This window comes from Rahnella sp. 1L-D-7-B-C2, assembly GCF_057290995.1.
The window spans coordinates 33,928-49,290 of the sequence record NZ_JBXAVQ010000026.1 but is presented as its reverse complement, the minus strand read 5'-3'; the positions used below and the strand labels follow the sequence as shown (position 1 = coordinate 49,290).

The 15,363-nt window shown below is 53.9% G+C and carries 22 protein-coding genes; 20 read left to right on the top strand and 2 right to left on the bottom strand.

From position 1 onward, the window contains the following. From AC0Z7K_RS23010 to AC0Z7K_RS23000, 3 genes are all read left to right on the top strand, one after another. A partial coding sequence (locus tag AC0Z7K_RS23010) for a hypothetical protein (RefSeq protein WP_485616092.1) occupies positions 1 to 333 on the top strand: 333 nt, incomplete at its 5' end. Between the two features lie 93 nt (positions 334 to 426). Continuing rightward, on the top strand, positions 427 to 1,251 hold the full coding sequence (locus AC0Z7K_RS23005) for a DUF932 domain-containing protein (RefSeq protein WP_217147323.1): 825 nt from the start codon (positions 427 to 429) through the stop codon (positions 1,249 to 1,251). 57 nt (positions 1,252 to 1,308) lie between these two features. Further along, on the top strand, positions 1,309 to 1,599 hold the full coding sequence (locus AC0Z7K_RS23000) for a DUF5983 family protein (protein WP_112198224.1): 291 nt from the start codon (positions 1,309 to 1,311) through the stop codon (positions 1,597 to 1,599). Positions 1,600 to 1,726: 127 nt separating this feature from the next. Here the strand turns inward: AC0Z7K_RS23000 and AC0Z7K_RS22995 are convergent, their stop codons facing one another. Beyond that, positions 1,727 to 2,269, bottom strand: coding sequence for a lytic transglycosylase domain-containing protein (locus tag AC0Z7K_RS22995; RefSeq protein ID WP_112198223.1), 543 nt, complete (start codon positions 2,267 to 2,269; stop codon positions 1,727 to 1,729). Positions 2,270 to 3,073: 804 nt separating this feature from the next. Between AC0Z7K_RS22995 and AC0Z7K_RS22990 the strand changes: the two genes are divergently transcribed. Then, on the top strand, positions 3,074 to 3,463 hold the full coding sequence (locus tag AC0Z7K_RS22990) for a relaxosome protein TraM (RefSeq protein ID WP_112198222.1): 390 nt from the start codon (positions 3,074 to 3,076) through the stop codon (positions 3,461 to 3,463). A 43-nt stretch (positions 3,464 to 3,506) separates the two neighbouring features. Here the strand turns inward: AC0Z7K_RS22990 and AC0Z7K_RS22985 are convergent, their stop codons facing one another. After that, positions 3,507 to 4,121 carry an Arc family DNA-binding protein gene (locus tag AC0Z7K_RS22985; RefSeq protein WP_112198221.1) on the bottom strand — a complete coding sequence of 205 codons (615 nt, stop codon included), beginning with the start codon at positions 4,119 to 4,121 and terminating at the stop codon, positions 3,507 to 3,509. Positions 4,122 to 4,320: 199 nt separating this feature from the next. Between AC0Z7K_RS22985 and AC0Z7K_RS22980 the strand changes: the two genes are divergently transcribed. The 16 genes from AC0Z7K_RS22980 (at position 4,321) to AC0Z7K_RS22905 (ending at position 15,356) form a co-directional block, all read left to right on the top strand. Beyond that, the gene (locus AC0Z7K_RS22980; RefSeq protein ID WP_112198227.1) at positions 4,321 to 4,746 is read left to right on the top strand and encodes a type IV conjugative transfer system pilin TraA; all 426 of its coding nucleotides are present in this window, start codon (positions 4,321 to 4,323) and stop codon (positions 4,744 to 4,746) included. Between the two features lie 8 nt (positions 4,747 to 4,754). Beyond that, the gene (gene traL / locus AC0Z7K_RS22975) at positions 4,755 to 5,057 is read left to right on the top strand and encodes a type IV conjugative transfer system protein TraL (protein ID WP_112198220.1); all 303 of its coding nucleotides are present in this window, start codon (positions 4,755 to 4,757) and stop codon (positions 5,055 to 5,057) included. 51 nt (positions 5,058 to 5,108) lie between these two features. Then, positions 5,109 to 5,708, top strand: coding sequence for a TraE/TraK family type IV conjugative transfer system protein (locus AC0Z7K_RS22970; protein ID WP_112198219.1), 600 nt, complete (start codon positions 5,109 to 5,111; stop codon positions 5,706 to 5,708). Between the two features lie 4 nt (positions 5,709 to 5,712). Further along, positions 5,713 to 6,444 (top strand): F-type conjugal transfer protein TraK, encoded by a 732-nt coding sequence (gene traK, locus AC0Z7K_RS22965; protein WP_112198218.1) that lies wholly within the window; start codon positions 5,713 to 5,715, stop codon positions 6,442 to 6,444. After that, positions 6,441 to 7,832, top strand: a complete 1,392-nt coding sequence (gene traB, locus AC0Z7K_RS22960; RefSeq protein WP_112198217.1) for an F-type conjugal transfer pilus assembly protein TraB — start codon at positions 6,441 to 6,443, stop codon at positions 7,830 to 7,832. The genes traK and traB overlap by 4 nt, the downstream gene beginning before the upstream one ends. Before the next feature lie 14 nt (positions 7,833 to 7,846). Then, complete coding sequence (gene rfaH / locus AC0Z7K_RS22955) at positions 7,847 to 8,386, top strand: transcription/translation regulatory transformer protein RfaH (RefSeq protein WP_112198216.1); 540 nt, start codon at positions 7,847 to 7,849, stop codon at positions 8,384 to 8,386. Between the two features lie 12 nt (positions 8,387 to 8,398). After that, on the top strand, positions 8,399 to 8,602 hold the full coding sequence (locus tag AC0Z7K_RS22950; RefSeq protein ID WP_112198215.1) for a hypothetical protein: 204 nt from the start codon (positions 8,399 to 8,401) through the stop codon (positions 8,600 to 8,602). 7 nt (positions 8,603 to 8,609) lie between these two features. Next, positions 8,610 to 8,996 carry a hypothetical protein gene (locus tag AC0Z7K_RS22945; protein WP_157962132.1) on the top strand — a complete coding sequence of 129 codons (387 nt, stop codon included), beginning with the start codon at positions 8,610 to 8,612 and terminating at the stop codon, positions 8,994 to 8,996. A gap of 138 nt (positions 8,997 to 9,134) precedes the next feature. Further along, entirely contained in the window at positions 9,135 to 9,521 is a 387-nt protein-coding gene (locus AC0Z7K_RS22940; RefSeq protein WP_112198213.1) for a hypothetical protein, read from the top strand. Further along, the gene (locus AC0Z7K_RS22935; protein ID WP_112198212.1) at positions 9,518 to 9,907 is read left to right on the top strand and encodes a hypothetical protein; all 390 of its coding nucleotides are present in this window, start codon (positions 9,518 to 9,520) and stop codon (positions 9,905 to 9,907) included. The genes AC0Z7K_RS22940 and AC0Z7K_RS22935 overlap by 4 nt, the downstream gene beginning before the upstream one ends. Next, positions 9,904 to 10,578 (top strand): adenylosuccinate synthase, encoded by a 675-nt coding sequence (locus tag AC0Z7K_RS22930; protein WP_112198211.1) that lies wholly within the window; start codon positions 9,904 to 9,906, stop codon positions 10,576 to 10,578. Before AC0Z7K_RS22935 ends, AC0Z7K_RS22930 begins: the two co-directional genes overlap by 4 nt. Before the next feature lie 116 nt (positions 10,579 to 10,694). Beyond that, positions 10,695 to 11,261 (top strand): type IV conjugative transfer system lipoprotein TraV, encoded by a 567-nt coding sequence (gene traV / locus AC0Z7K_RS22925; protein ID WP_014695879.1) that lies wholly within the window; start codon positions 10,695 to 10,697, stop codon positions 11,259 to 11,261. Positions 11,262 to 11,370: 109 nt separating this feature from the next. Beyond that, positions 11,371 to 14,040, top strand: coding sequence for a type IV secretion system protein TraC (gene traC / locus AC0Z7K_RS22920; RefSeq protein ID WP_224266912.1), 2,670 nt, complete (start codon positions 11,371 to 11,373; stop codon positions 14,038 to 14,040). After that, entirely contained in the window at positions 14,033 to 14,467 is a 435-nt protein-coding gene (trbI, locus tag AC0Z7K_RS22915) for a type-F conjugative transfer system protein TrbI (protein WP_112198209.1), read from the top strand. The genes traC and trbI overlap by 8 nt, the downstream gene beginning before the upstream one ends. Continuing rightward, positions 14,464 to 15,084 (top strand): type-F conjugative transfer system protein TraW, encoded by a 621-nt coding sequence (traW, locus tag AC0Z7K_RS22910; protein WP_112198208.1) that lies wholly within the window; start codon positions 14,464 to 14,466, stop codon positions 15,082 to 15,084. Before trbI ends, traW begins: the two co-directional genes overlap by 4 nt. Next, entirely contained in the window at positions 15,081 to 15,356 is a 276-nt protein-coding gene (locus tag AC0Z7K_RS22905; RefSeq protein ID WP_014695883.1) for a hypothetical protein, read from the top strand. Before traW ends, AC0Z7K_RS22905 begins: the two co-directional genes overlap by 4 nt. Positions 15,357 to 15,363 lie beyond the last annotated feature (7 nt).

Sequence of the window (15,363 nt, the reverse complement as noted above, 5' to 3'; positions counted from 1 at the left end):
TCCGAAAGATGGGGGGCGAAAAGCACGTCCCTGCGCATGGACGGCTTTATCACTGATATTTCGTCAACGCATCCCTTCGATGTGATCCGCGCCGATGCGGTCATTTCCCGCCTGAGTGAAAAAGCCCATCAGGGCTGCGGCCTGCACGCCGAAATCTATGAATACAACCTGATCGTCAGCGCAATGGCGTACCTCAAGCGTCTGCCGGAAAAAGACCATCCGGCCTTTGTACAGGCGGCGGAAAAACAGGGCCTGACGCTGACGGACGCGGCACTGGTACGCAGTGCAAACGCCTACTGCGACCTGCGAAATGAATTGTTTGAAGAGGACTAGCCATTGTGACCGGGCGGCGAAACTTACCGTCCGGTGTTTCCTGCATCACGCCATCACTGACTTAGCATCATCACAAACATCGAGGATATCATTATGCGTTTAGCTTCCCGTTTTGGTTCCAAAAATCAGATCCGCCGCGACCGTCCGCTGACCAATGACGAGCTGGCCAGCGTCGTCCCAAGCGTTTTTTCTGAAGAAAAACACGATTCCCGCAGTGACCGTTATACCTATATTCCCACCATCGAGCTGCTCGACAGCCTGCGCAAAGAAGGCTTCCAGCCGTTCTTTGCCTGTCAGACCCGCGTCCGGGATGAGGCCAGAAAAGGCCATACCAAACACATGCTGCGCCTGCGCCGCGAGCGCCAAATCACCGGCAGCGAAGTGCCGGAAATTATCCTGCTCAATTCACACGACGGCAGCAGCAGTTATCAGATGCTGCCCGGTATTTTCAGATTTGTATGCGCGAACGGCATGGTGTGCGGTGAGGACTTTGGCGAAGTCAGAGTTCCGCACAAAGGCGATGTGACCGGGCAGGTTATCGAGGGGGCGTATGAGGTGCTCGGCATCTTTGACAAGGTCGAGGAGCACATGAATATCATGAAAGACATGCCCCTCAACCGGGATGAACAAGACCTGTTTGCCCAGGCGGCGCTCATGTATCGCTACGGGGAAGACGATAAAAAAATCCCCGTTACCCCGGCGAGTGTATTAATGCCGCGCCGCAGAGAAGACTGCCAAAATGATTTGTGGGTGACCTTTCAGCGGGTGCAGGAAAATATGATCCGGGGGGGATTAATCGGCCGCACCGAAAAAGGAAAGCGCACCACGACGCGTGCGATTAACGGTATTGACGGAGACGTGAAATTAAACCGGGCGCTGTGGATGATTGCCGAACAGTTTAAAAAAATGAAGGCGTAACACTCCGCATTTAAATTAGGGAGGGTGTTCGCTCTCCCTGTGCATAAGGTCAACAGTATGGAAAAGATTAACGGCATGACATGCAGCACGGCACATATAACGCCGGGCGATGGAGAAATTTTATCGCAATACGTCAACGAAAAATTCCCCTGGGTATTTGACACCGGCTATGGCTATCTTTTAATGCTGCGTGAATACCGGTATCCGGTATTGAAATTAAAAGACATGGGGATTTCAAAGCCCGTGAGGACGTTGGTTTTTTGTATGCGCAAACAACACCAAATCGGGATGATCTGTTTTGACCCGGACGCTGATACTCTTGACGGGTACGATGTTTTTGAATGGTAGCGCTTTATCCATCCGGCGCTATTGAAGAACGCCGGATATTTCCCATAATTCCCCGATTATTCCCAAGAGTTATTTCCCTTCCCGCGTCATAAAATCAAAAAACGTATACGCACGCCTCCTGGTTACATTATTGATTGTTTGCTTTAGTGTCTGTATTGGCTGATGCCGTTGACCTGGCCAGAAGCGGATTTTCGTCACGCTGGGCGATTTGTTTATTTTGAATCATTTGTGTGGCCAGCAGGATGCGATATATATTTTTAATAGCGGTTGCGTAGGCGCGTCGTTGCACGATGAGCTTCGGTGACGGACCGGTGTTATACATGCCGACGCTGTCCCAGTTTTTACCGTAAGCCCGGAAATTGTGTGCGAGTACCCAGGCACCGGTGTAAATACAGGTACAGGGTTCTTTCAGTAACCGTTCACGAGTAATATCAAATTTTCGCAGCGCCGCATAATGTGAACTGTTAACCTGCATGCCGCAAACATCTTCTGTTTTATTACGGTTACGGTCATTGATGGCGTCCATTCTCAGCCGCGACTCTTTTATTGAAATTGCGGTCAACAAAAGGGGATCAATACCGTAATCGCGTCCCGCTTTGTTAAAACACATTTCCGGGCTGGCCTGGGCAGAAAACACCGCCGCCAGCGTGAGCAGAGCATACCATTTCATTATTTTATATTCCCCAGGAATGCGCCGGATAAGCGCGGCGTGATTTCTGGCGAAAATACGCTTTCACCTTTCCCGATGCAAGATAATTAGTTACAGACGCGCACAGGGCGCTCTGCGAACGCCTTCTGATGTCACCACGGAATTAAATAAATCAACAGAATAGGGATATTTCACCAGGCCGCTTTTTCTTACAACTTACATCACACCCCACGCAAGATTTCATCTTGCAGTTTTGTTGTTGTAATTCATGATGTTAACTGTAATTTTTAATGAAATTTTACAAGTGTCACTGAAAGAGTGTGCTAATTAGCACACTTTGCAGTGCTGGATGGTGTGTTAGTGAAGTGCCGTATTGTGTGTGATTACAGTGCCTGATAGTGTGTCAATCCGGCACCCTAACCAGCACTGCATGGTGTGATAATAGTGTGTTTAGTTAAATATCAATAAATTAAATATCACCTAATGGTGTGTAGTGCCTAATCAACACACCATTATAATTGAGGTGGTGCCTAATTAACACACATCAAAATACCCGTCAGTGCTGGCGAATACGCCTAAAACGGCATGCGGTGCCTGATTCACACACATGAAATTCTTCCACGGTGCCGGATTAACACACCCAAGCCAAACCGGACAATGTTAATTTGCAGTGCCGTATTGACACACACTGAGTTTCGGCAGAATAATCGCCAGCAACAGAATAACACCTTTCGCTTTATCCTACCCATGCGATTGACTAATACATCGGGAAATAACGCGAACATTACCGGCAATAAATCCCTGCCGGACACACAGGAAAAAGAGATGGCCAGACGCAATATTTATTTCAAAGAAAAAACCGAAAGGGAAGTGCTGGAGCTGGTGCAGATTGAGTTGCAAAACGGCGCCACGCACGGCGAGGTGAACTTTTCCTCCGTGGTCAATGAACTGGTTAACATCGGGCTGATGGTGAAAAAACACCAGGGAGAAGGAAATAGCTTTGACCAGGAAGGGTTTAACCGGGACTTAATACGCAAAGTTTCCGGCAGCCGTGAAGGCATCAGCATTATGATGGCCATGATGTCAGAAATGTATTTGCAGCTGCGCGGTGAGAGCGGGAATGAAAAACTGGAGGAACTACTCGACAGAAATCTCTCCGGCATGAGCGCCGCCGAAGACAGGTCAGAGTCAAAACATTTTATCGCAGAAGAGTGAAGTTTATGCCGGGCTGGTTGCCCGGCATATCTTGTCAGGATAACTAAGATCCCGATTCGTTATTTTCCTTATTCGTTAACGGGTTCTCCGCTACCGCCACCTTCGACACAATGAATTCATCGAACAGCATCGCCAGCGAACGCAGTCGTTTTATTTCCTCATTTTCGGGCAACTGCTGCTCAGTGAAATAATTGAGTGACCCTAACAGGCGCTGAACGATTTCCTGATTCATACTGCGCTGATTAAACCGTGCGCTGATTTCCATGTCCTTTTTTAAATTCACCGGAAAACTGCTGCTGAAACGCCGCATTTTACCGGCCACAAACTGCCGATTTTCATCCACCACCGGCGCTTCCTGGGCATATTTTTCCCGCAGCATATCCAGGTGCGACTGAATAAACTCATCAAACAAACGGGCCAGGGCTAATAACCGCTCTCCCTCTTCCGTTTTAATAATGGGTTTTTTCGGGGTGAAATCCAGCGACTGAATCAGCCGGCCCACCACCTCATCGTTCATGCTTACCCCGCGAACGCGGGCGGCAATACGCAACTCCAGTAGCAGATTTTCAGGCGCCCAGAGTACGCGGTAACGCACTTCGCCCATTGTATATTTTCTCGGACGGCCGCGCCGTTCGTATATCTTCTCTTTTACTTTCATATTTTTGTGCCTGATTGAAATAACACAGGAAATGAGAGTGTGAGCCTACTACCGGTGAATGATAAGAAATATCTTAGAAACCGAAAAAACTGTGACTTGCGTCACAGTTTTTTTTTTTTTGACTCAATGTAAGATAGGGGAGCGTTACGTCTGTTTACGCACGCTGACATTTTTATTACTCAAATCGAGGTTTTTTATAATGAAATCAGTGATGACCGATTCCGGTATGACGGAAGGGGTAGCGGTAGCTTTGCCTGAAGGGGGACATAATCTCCAGAGGGGGGTTATCGGCACTCTCCAGTTTAACTTTAATGTTTTTTATTCTCGTCGTGTTAAACCTATTATTCCGCAGTCTCCCGCCGCCCGGCGAACTCTTATTTTCTTTGCACTGGCCCTCGCGGTGGTTATTTCTCCCCACCTGGTTCACGCAACAGATTTAATGGCTACGCAAAAAGCGGATGCCAATGATACTTTTGGTCACGGCTCGACGGTGGAATGGGTGTTATATGTGGCTGAAATTATCGTGTCGGTGACCGGTTTTATTAAAACCCGTAACCCGATGGTATTTGCCGGCCTTATTATGCTCATCCTTATCACCCGCGCTTTCTTCGCCCTCATCAATTAATTCCTTCTATGGACCAGGACTCGTTGAAATATCGATTCCCGGAAACCCTCAATCAGCAAAAACGCGTTGCCGGACTGCCACCCGAGGAAGCCTTTGTGCTTTTTGCTTGTGGGGTGACGGGGTTCTTCTGCGACATTTTTATCGTGATGCTGTGCGTGGGTGCCGTCCTTTGGCTGCTTATCCGACACCTTAAAAAAGGTCAGGGCTCATGGTGGCTCTTAAACCTTCTTTACTGGTATCTGCCAACGGTGCTTTTCCGGGTGCAGTTCAGGCGGGTGCCTGATTCAGGCAACCGTCACTGGATGCAATAGCGAATGCGCCACTTTCGAGTGGCGCCTTTTCCCTGCCCGAAGGAAGAAACGATGAAGTATCAAGTGAAAGAAACGCGAAACCGGGTGACGTTGCTGGCTCTGGCGTCACTCGGTTCGCTCCTTGCTCTGAGCCTGGTGGGCACCTGCATCACCGGTGCCATGGCCTGGCATTTTGCGACCACGCAAAAAACCATCACCACCCCGATGTTATTTGACCGGTCATTCACCTCCGACGCGTCGCAGGGGGATGCCAACCTGAACAACATGCTGGTGCGCTCGTTTGTTAACTTACGCCTGAGCGTGACGCCTGACACCGTTGACAGTCAGCACGCCGCCCTGTTGCGCTGGGTGCCGCCCGAAGCCCGGTCTGAGCTGAAAAAAGCGCTGGCCGTCGAGGCGGATTACATCAAGAAAAACGGCATTTCCACGGTGTTTCGCATCGAGGATGAAGCGTTCGACCCCGCGACCGGTGACATCATCGTCAGCGGCACGCTCTCTGCCAGTACCTCTAACGGCAGCCTGAAGTTAGACATCCCCGATGTGCATAAAGCCTACCGGCTCAACGTGAAATATGTGGACGGCATTATCCGTCTGACCGCCTTCCCCGAAGTGCAGCCCTCTCAACCCGTGTCAAAACAGCATCAGGGATAACCGCATGAAAGCACGACTTCTTGCCGCGTTCGTCGCCGGCCTCTGCCTCGTACCGGCTGCGATGGCCGACGTCAGCGGCCCGGCGGGCACCGTATTTGAAAATGATGCGCACCTGAAAGCGCAGCTGAGCAATACCAGCCCGAACAAAATTGTCATTGAGGGTGAGCTTATCACCCGCGTCACCGGTCCCGACGGTGCCTTTACCCAGGAAAACACCGAAGACGGGGCACTGCTTATCACGCCGCTGACCGGTCAGAACTTCACGCTCTTTCTGGAAACGGCCAGCGGTATCGGCGCCTCTCTTGACGTGACGCCAAAACCGGGCAGCGGACATACGCTGCACCTTATCCCTGCGTCGGTGCCGATGAAGGCTAATCCGGATGCGAAAGCCTGGGAAGAAAGCCAGCCGTGGGAGAAAACGCTGGTGAGCGTGGCCCGCACGGTGGTGAACGGCGGCGTACCTGACAACTATATCGAAGCCAAAGCGGCGCGCGGACCCGCCTACAATCCGCTGCCGGGCGTCCTGTTGACACCTGAACGTCAGCTGGTTGGCTCGCACCTGCTGGTCATGCGCTATCGCATGAAGAACACCGGTTACATCACGCGATCGCTTTCAGAGAAACAGTTCTGGCAGAAGGGTGTCCGTGCCGTGATGTTGTCCACCCATAACCTTTATGCCGGCGGTGAAGGGTACGTGTGGGTTATCTTCTCCACGGCGACGGAGGGCGGGGTATGAGTAACATCAACACCACGACCCGCCGCAAACAGTGGGTCGTAACCGGCGTGTGTGTCGCGGTGGCTCTCGGCGTCGGGGGCGGGATATGGGCATACACCCACCATCAGGCAGAACTGAAGAACCCGACCAAACCCAAAGCTGTCGATATGACCGGCGGCGTGGTCACCAGCTCCTTTACCGACAACCTGGCGACTGCGGCGCTGGCTCAGCAGCAAAACAAAACGTCGGCGCTGGAAAGCAGCGTGAACCAGCTCAAAACCGACCAGCAGCAGCAAAATGAAGCCCTCAAGCAACAGCTTTCCAAAATCATGGACGCCATGAGTAAGCTGCAAAGTCAGCCGCAGGCGTCGCCTGTGGCCAGCGCACCGCCATCCGGGCCAGCCAACGGCCCCGGTGCAGGCACGACCGGCCCGGTTGCCACCGGCCCTGCTAGCCCCGCGCAGTGGAACGTCACCGACCCCAACCGTGGGCCGGGTGCCGGGCAGGGCTATCCGGGGCAAGGTCAGGGGCAGGGTGCCGGTTTTTACCCCGGCACCGGCTCGGGCCATCTGGGAGGCATGACCAGTAAAACCTTCAGCTATACCTCACTGCAGGCCAAAAAAACCAAACTGCCGTGGATACCGTCCGGCTCCTTCTCGGAAGCGGTAATGATTGAAGGGGCGGATGCCAACGCCAGCGTGACCGGTCAGCAAAACACCTCTCCCGTGGTCATCACCCTGATTGGTGATGTCTCCATGCCCAACGGTAAAACCTACAACATGGACCAGTGCCGCGTCACCGGCGAAATCTGGGGGGACATCTCCAGCGAACGCGGTGAGGTCAGAACCAAAAACATCAGCTGCATCCTGAAAAACGGCAAGCATATCGACATGCCGTTTGACGGACATGTGGCATATCAGGGCAAGCAGGGTATTCGCGGCAAGCCGGTGATGCGTAATGGTCAGATCATCGGCTACGCCGGTATGGCAGGGCTGCTCTCTGGCTTCGGGGAAGGCATCAAGTCAGCCGCCACGCCGTCAGTCGGACTGGGGGCTACGGCGTCAGTGGGTGCCGGCGACGTGTTTAAGCAGGGGATTGGGGGCGGTGCCAGCAAGGCGGCTGACACGCTCAGCCAGTACTGGATAAAACGGGCTGAGCAGTATCACCCGGTAATTGATATCGGCGCGGGTAACAGCGTGACCGTGGTCTTCCAGCAGGGCTTCCGGCTGGAAACCATTGAAGACATTGAAGCGGATAAAGACAAAAAAGGGGACGCACAGAACAACGTGCAGCAGGTGGCCGGTAATGCATCCACGCAGGTGAATAACGTCACCCGCGCTGCTGTCCTCAATCCTGATGACGTGTTGCGTCAGGCGAGCCAGCTGAAACTGGGCGATACCATTAACTGACAGGGGGACGGGATATGGAACACTGGTACGTTGCACAGACGCAGTATGCACAGGAAAAACGCGCACAACAGCATTTGGACAATCAGGGGGTGACATGTTTCCTGCCGCTTTATACGGCACAAGTCATCACCCCCATGTTACTCGGCAGCCCGCAGATTAAAACGGTGTCACCTCAGGCACTTTTCCCCGGTTACATCTTCGTGCGTTTTGATCCGGAGGTCATTCACACCACCACCATCAAAAGCACAAGAGGTGTGTCGTCATTAATCAGTTTTGGCGGCATGCCATCAGTGGTGCCCGATGAGGTGGTGGAGCGGCTGAAAACCCATGACTGCCTGTCACCTGCACCGACGATGCCGATGCACGGTGACCGGGTGGAGGTTCTCAGCGGGGTGTTTGAAGGGCTGGAAGCCGTTTGGGACGAACCCAACGGAGCCAGGCGAGCCATGCTGATGCTGACGCTGATGAATCAGGTTGTACGGGTGCCGGTCTGCGGGCGTCGGGCACCGGAAACGCTGCGTGTACGGGTATTGGGGCGGGGAGCAGCGGCATAAAAAGGGGGGTGTGTGGTGAAAAATCGGGAACAACGTATCCGGCTCGGCGCATTAAAAGTGCGTTACCGCCAGGCCTGGAAGCGCAAAGCGTCATCCTGCGAGTTGTCGGCACTGCTCAGTGACATTGAAAAACTTGAGCACGGCCAGTCTGATGCCGACGCCGGGAATGCGACGCAGCCAGCCAATGGGTTGGGAAATCTCAATCCGGATTTTTGAGGAGAACATGATGTTTCTGAGTGATTGTAAAAACAACCGTATTCCCTATGTCATCCTTTGTCTGATAACCCTCGGATTTTATGGCGTCTGGGCATACGAATTACACCATACAACACAGGCCGACTGGAGTGATTGGCGCTTTGCCCTCATTGCCGGCGCACTTTATCTGTTTCTGATTTATGGCAGCGCGATTGATTTTTCGGTCATCAATACGCTCTGCATGATGGCCGCGCTCTGGGGCGTGATGGCTGTCTTGTTTGTGATGTCTGCCTTTGTCGCCTGGAAATTACCTCATCTCGGCCCATCACAGATTAACGAAATTTTAATGACGCATTGCGCTATTTCACTGATGAGTGCCGTGGGGGGCCGAATGTTTCAACTCGTGCAGTATTAACCAGATGAAATAAGGGGATCGTGATGAAGCTGAGTAAAAACAACCTGTTGCAGCGCCGTGGCCAACGTAACCCAGACGACGTTTTGCGTCAGGCCAGAGTGCTGCATTTGGGCGACACCATCAACTGAGGAGCGCGTAATGAGAGCGGTTAAGGCGTTGTACCGGCCGTCATTTGTGATCTTCGTGCTGTTGTTGGTTACCCAACTGGGGTGCTGGGCAAAATTGATGCACATCGGGGTCATGCCTGCTGAATGGATCATGTGGCGGGTGATCGCCATGCTCACCTGTTTTTTGATCATTGTGGCGTGGGCACTGGCTTACGATGAGTCAAGGGAAGAGCTGTACCCTGAGATTGCCTTTTTTATCGCCCCCTGGGTGCTCTATCTCATCGGTTTTGTGCTATGCAGCATTGCACTCTGGCATCCCTATACAGATATGGTGACGGCCGGTTTTTTTTATGCCGCCGGTGCTATTTCTTATGGGCTCATTCTCATGGGGATGCTTGCTGTAAGGTGGGATGAATGACGTTTATTAGCAAAAACAACCTGTGGCCCTTTGCCATTCTTGTCCTGGCGTTTATCGCCTATTTTGGCGGCTGGGCCGCTATCAATCATTTCGCTCATATACGGGCAGAATGGAGCATATGGCGGTGCACGCTGCTTTTGGGGGGTATTTATCTTGTCAGTGTTTTTTTCGCCGCCAGACGAAAATCATTCAACGGAAAAATCATTCTGACTGCACTCGGGTTCCCCCTGGTGTTGGGCCTATTGGGTTTTACCTTTTGGATCATCGTGGCCTGGCGTCTCCCCGTATTAAACTCTGACGATATCAACGCCCTCTTTTTGATAGAAGCCTGCTGCGTGTTAACGGGGGGAGTGGTGGCAAAGTTATACGAGGTTTTTGGCGTATGACACATAACGAACTGAACGCGATTGCGGCGAAGTGGTGTAAGCGTCCGGCGAGCGGTAATGGCCCCGGCTGTCAGGTGGCATTAACGGAAGTAGGCGGACTGTACGGTGGTGAGCGAGCAGATGTCTTTGCGTACCGGTGGGGGTTTGACGGCGGTTCGGTGGTGGTGGAGTCCAAGGTCAGCCGCTCTGATTTTCTGGCTGACCGGGCAAAACCCCACCGCAGTGGCGAGATAACGGGCATGGGCACTTACCGGTATTACATTTGTCCGGAAGGGTTGATCGACCTTAATGATCTTCCCGACCGTTGGGGACTGCTGTGGGTGAACGCGCGCGGACACGTCAGGGTGAAGGCCGGTCATATTTGTGGCTGTCTCGCATGCGGGTATCTGGGTCACCAGTTGTCGCCGTTCTGGCAACATCCGGCAGACCTGCGTTTTGAACTGGATATGCTGGCTTATGCATTGGCGAAATTTGCTGATCCAGAGGGCGCTAAAAAGGTCGTCCGAAAAGCGGTCAGGGAAAAATCTCGCTTAGCCAGCGAGTGTGACCATTTGCGTCAAAGCCTCAAGAAAACGGAAACAGAAGCATATACGCTCCGCCGCCTGGTGCAACGATATGAAGAAACGTTCGGCCCTCTGCCCGCAATTCCCGCATATGTTCTATCCCGTTAACCTAAGAATCGCGCACCCGTAATTCAGAACACAGAAAGTCCCCCCACTGCACTGCCTACCATTCACTCATTTTTTCTTTCACAAAAGGCGGCATCGCCGCATCCGGAGTAAACACCATGTTCAAAGTCCTTCCTGCCGTGCTGCTGTGCGGCATGCTGACCGGCTGCGCCGGTATGAATTCCGATTTCGACTGTAACAAGACAGCCACTGATCAATGCCTGTCCATGTCAGACGCCAGTCACCTGGCCGCCAAAGGCAAAAGCCTGGACGACCTGACGGCGGAGGCGCAAACCGTCCCAAAGCCTGCCGCTGAGTCACTGGCTTCCACAACAAACATCAAACCCAACGTGTCTCCCGATCGCCCCATCAGCGTCGCCGGCCTGGCCCCCCGGCCGATAGCCGGCACGCCAGTATCCAATAACGACGCCATGCTGCGGGCGTCAACCATTCCGGTTGCAGGCAGTAACACCCGCTCTCTCTCGGCCATCCGCCCCATTACGCCGGCTGACTATGCCGGTCCGGGACAGGTGGACGCCCGTCGTATTCCCGATGCCACGCAGCGTCTGTGGATCGCCCCCTGGGTGGATGAGCAAGACAGCTTCCATCAGCCCGCAGTGGTCGAGTTCGTGAAGAACAAATCCCGCTGGGATGCAGATTTTCGCGTGATCAGTGAAGGGGAATGAGGCCAATGAAGCGGACCTTAACGCCCGAATTTATTGACGCGCAGCCCGTGCCTGCGTCATCCCCGCATCCTCTTTGTTATCCACAACGCATTGAAAAAATGGGGGCGTCATGAGCGATTCCTGGTTAGACCAGCTGGCTAACATTTTTGCCGGTAGTAAAGATGAAGGCGGGGCAAAGACGGCGGCTGACATGTTGCAGCAAAGCCTGAGCTATCCGTCCATCACCAGCCTGTTGCCCTACCGAATGTATGATGAAAAAACTGAACTGTTTATCAACAGTCGATCCATCGGTTTCATCATGGAAGTGGCCCCGCTGGCCGGGGCCAATCAACAAGTTGTGCAGGCTCTCGATGACCTGTTGCGCAAAAAAATGCCCCGCAAAACGCCAATTACTGTGCTGATGGTGGCCAGTAAGTGCGTGGGTGAGATGCTCGACAATGGTCTCAGCAAGGACATGTGGAAAGGCAGCATGTCAAAACCGCTTAACGCCATCACCAAAGCCTACTGGGAGCGGGCGGCTCTGAAGGGGCTCAGTAACGACCGAGAATACCCGCTTTATCTGCGTAACTACCGCGTATTTCTGGTGTATGCCCGCTCAGGGCGAGGCGGTATCCGGGCAATGGACTCCGTTGTGCAGCTGCGGGAGACGCTGCGCGTCTCTCTGATGGCCGCCCATATGGAAACCCGCCGCGTCGGTGCCCCGGAATTCCTGTCGGTCATGCGGGAGCAGCTTAACTACCGGCCTGGGCAGGTGACCCGCAGTCCTGATCACTGGAACACCGACCAGGAACTGCACCGCCAGTGCGTCGATCACAGTACCGAAATGGAAGTGCGTCCGGGCTATCTGCGGCTTACCACCGCGCGTCAGCCGGAGGACCGTATCCTCGGGGACAGCCGCGATACCGCCGTCGCCAGTACTCGTATTGTGAATATGCAGCTGACTAAAGCCCCGGCGAGGTTTGCGCTCTGGCAGGCGTCAGACAATCTGCAGAACATGCGTTTTCCCGATCTGGGTATTCCCTGTCCGTTCATCCTCAGCTGGACGGTATCCGTGGAAGATCAGGTAAAAAGCCAGAACGACGCGTTTCGTAAAGAGCAGGACCTGGGTAAGAAAGCCGGCACGTCCTACGCCAAGCTGTTCCCCGGCACCCAGCGGGCATATGAGGAATGGCGAGACCTGCGGCAGGGGCTGGCCAGTAACGAAATTGCCATGTGCAATTTCTCGCTGAACCTGACCCTGTTCACGCCGGATGACGCCAGCGAACAACAGTCGTGTGAGCTGGCGGCCATCAACGTCTTTCGCAAAAATGATCTGGAAATCTCCGCCCCGCGCTTTCAGCAGTTGCGAAACTGGATCAGCTCCTTCCCCTTCATGATGCAGGAGGGGCTGTGGGAAGACATGGTGGTGATGGGTTCGACGCTGCGTTGTAAAAGCTTTAACGCCGTCAACCTGATGCCGGTGGTGGCTGAGCGGCAAATGTCACCGATAGGCAGTCCGTTGCCGACCTACCGTAACCAGCTGGCATTTTTCGATATGTTCAGCGAAACCAGTGGCAGCACCAACTACAACATTGCGGTGACGGGGACCACCGGCGCGGGCAAGAGCTTCTTTATTCAGGAAATCCTGCGGCAGGTGCTGAACTCCCACGGCTTCGCCTGGGTTATCGACATGGGGGCGAGCTACAAAAACTTCTGTAAACAAGCCGGCGGGAAATACCTGGACGGTGCCACCCTGCGCTTTAATCCCTTTGCTAACGTGGTGGACATTAAAGAGTCGGCAGAAGGCATCACTGGCCTGCTGACCGTACTGGCCAGCCCTAACGAGCCGCTGGATAAGGTCAGCGAAACCATTCTGCTAAAAGGCGTGGTCGCGGCCTGGGAAGCGAAAGCCAACAAAGCCCGAATTGATGACGTGGTGGCGTACATGATTTCGCGAGAAGTCACGACCACTTACGACTCCCAGCCGACCATCCGTGACCGTATTAACGAGCTGGTTCTGCTGCTCGACCGCTGGTGTACCTGGGGGGCGAACGGAGAATACTTTAACTCCGACAATCCGACGCTCGATGGCGAAACACGCTTTGCCGTGCTGGAGCTGCTGAGCCTGGAAAACCAGCCACACCTGCTGTCTGCCATCCTGTATTCGCTCATTCTGGCCATACAGGAAAAAATGTACCACTCGCCGCGTGACCTGAAAAAAGTGGCCATTATCGACGAAGCCTGGCGTCTTTTCAGCGGCTCTAACCCGCATGCCGCACGCTTTATCGAAACCGGCTACCGGACGGTGCGTCGTCACCGTGGGGCCTTCATCACCATCACACAGGGGATTAAGGACTTCACCGGTACCAAAGACCAGGCCGCACCGCCGGCGGCGGCCGCAGCCTGGGATTGTAGCGGGACGAAGGTGACGCTGTTGCAGGATGCCAAAGCCTTTAAAACCTACCTCAATGCCAACCCTGACCAATTTACCGAGCTGGAAACGCAGGTCATTCGCGGCTTCCAGCCGGCGAAAGAAACGGGCTTCAGTTCGGTGATGATTTCGACCGGGGAAAACAGTTCCTTCCATCGCGTTTTCGTCGATCCGGTCACGCGGGCGATGTTCAGTACGCGCGGGCAGGATTTCCAATACATGAGCGAGGCGCAGGATGCGGGGGCCACCAGTGAAGAGGCGGCCTACCTGCTGGCCTGTGAACCTGACATGTATCAGGACGAGATCCGCGAGCTGGAAATTTGGGCAGGGTTGAGTGTGAAAGAAACCGAGGAAATCAACCGTGAATGAAACCGATATCGATGCGCAAAACGTCAGGCAGAGCATCAGCATAACACCGGCCAGTAAGGCCGGTTTTTTCCACAAGAAATTCGTGCGGGCTGGGGCGGTGGCACTGTTGCTGACACTGCTGCTGGTCACGGTGTGTGCCGGTATCAGCGCACTGGTCGCTCAACAATTTCAGCGACGGACGGTGGTCTTTGACATGAAGGGCACTATCGATCTGTTTATGCAGCAGTCGGCTAAAAAACAGTTGGATGAGAACAGCGCACGGGTGTTGACCACCCGGTTTGATCAGGCACTTAAAGCCAGCCTGAACGACTGGCAGCAGGCGCACGATGACTTGATCCTGGTGCCGCCGGCGGTGGTGATGCCCGTACTGGACATCACGCCTCAGATCCAGGCGGACATTGCCCACCGCATGCAGGAGGCACCATGACATCACGGTGGGTTATCTGCCTGCTGGCAGGCTTATTCAGCCTGTCAGCAGGGGCAAAGGATCTCGGCACTATTGGTCATTTGTTTCCGATAGCCGAGCCTGACTTGCTGGATTTTATCGGTCAGCGCCTGCAGGGCATGAAAGACAGCGGTGAGATGGACAGGATCCAGCGCGAAGCCGAAGCCCGGGTGAAAGCCCACGCCGTTCGTCCCGATCCGGTAGTGGGCCTGACCCCGGCGAAAGCCGACCGCACGCTGCACTATGACCCGACGTTTACCGTGCGTGAAACTATTCGTGATATGCGCGGTAACGTGATCGCCCGTGCCGGTGATCAGATCAATCCGCTGGATAAAGTGCCGTTTAGCGAAACCCTGTACTTCATTGACGGCGACAACCCCGCGCAGATGAAGTGGGTGAAACAGCAGCTGGCCGGGCAGGTTAATTTCAAAGTCATTCTGGTGAACGGCAATATCCGGGACAGCAGCAATGCGCTGGATGAACCGGTGTACTTCGACCAGTACGGCACCCTGACAACAAAATTTGGCTTCGAGCATACGCCGGTACGTATCAGCCGCGACGACAGGACGCTCAAGGTCGAGGAGGTGGCACTGAAATGAATCACTGCGTTAAAGACAATCACGACGCGGATAATATCAAACGCTTTGCCACCACCGTGCGGCTTGGCGACACCGATAAAAACGGCCTGCGGGCCATGACCGAAGAACACCCGCTTTACACCGAATCGGTGGTTATCCGCGCGGCTTTGCAGACGCTGCTGGCCCTGAGCGCCGAACTTCGCACCTCATTGATTCTGGCATCACTGAATGAGCACGATATTCGCACGGTACTCCAGCGTCACGGCCCACTGTCTAAAGAAAGGAGTGTGTGATGGAAAC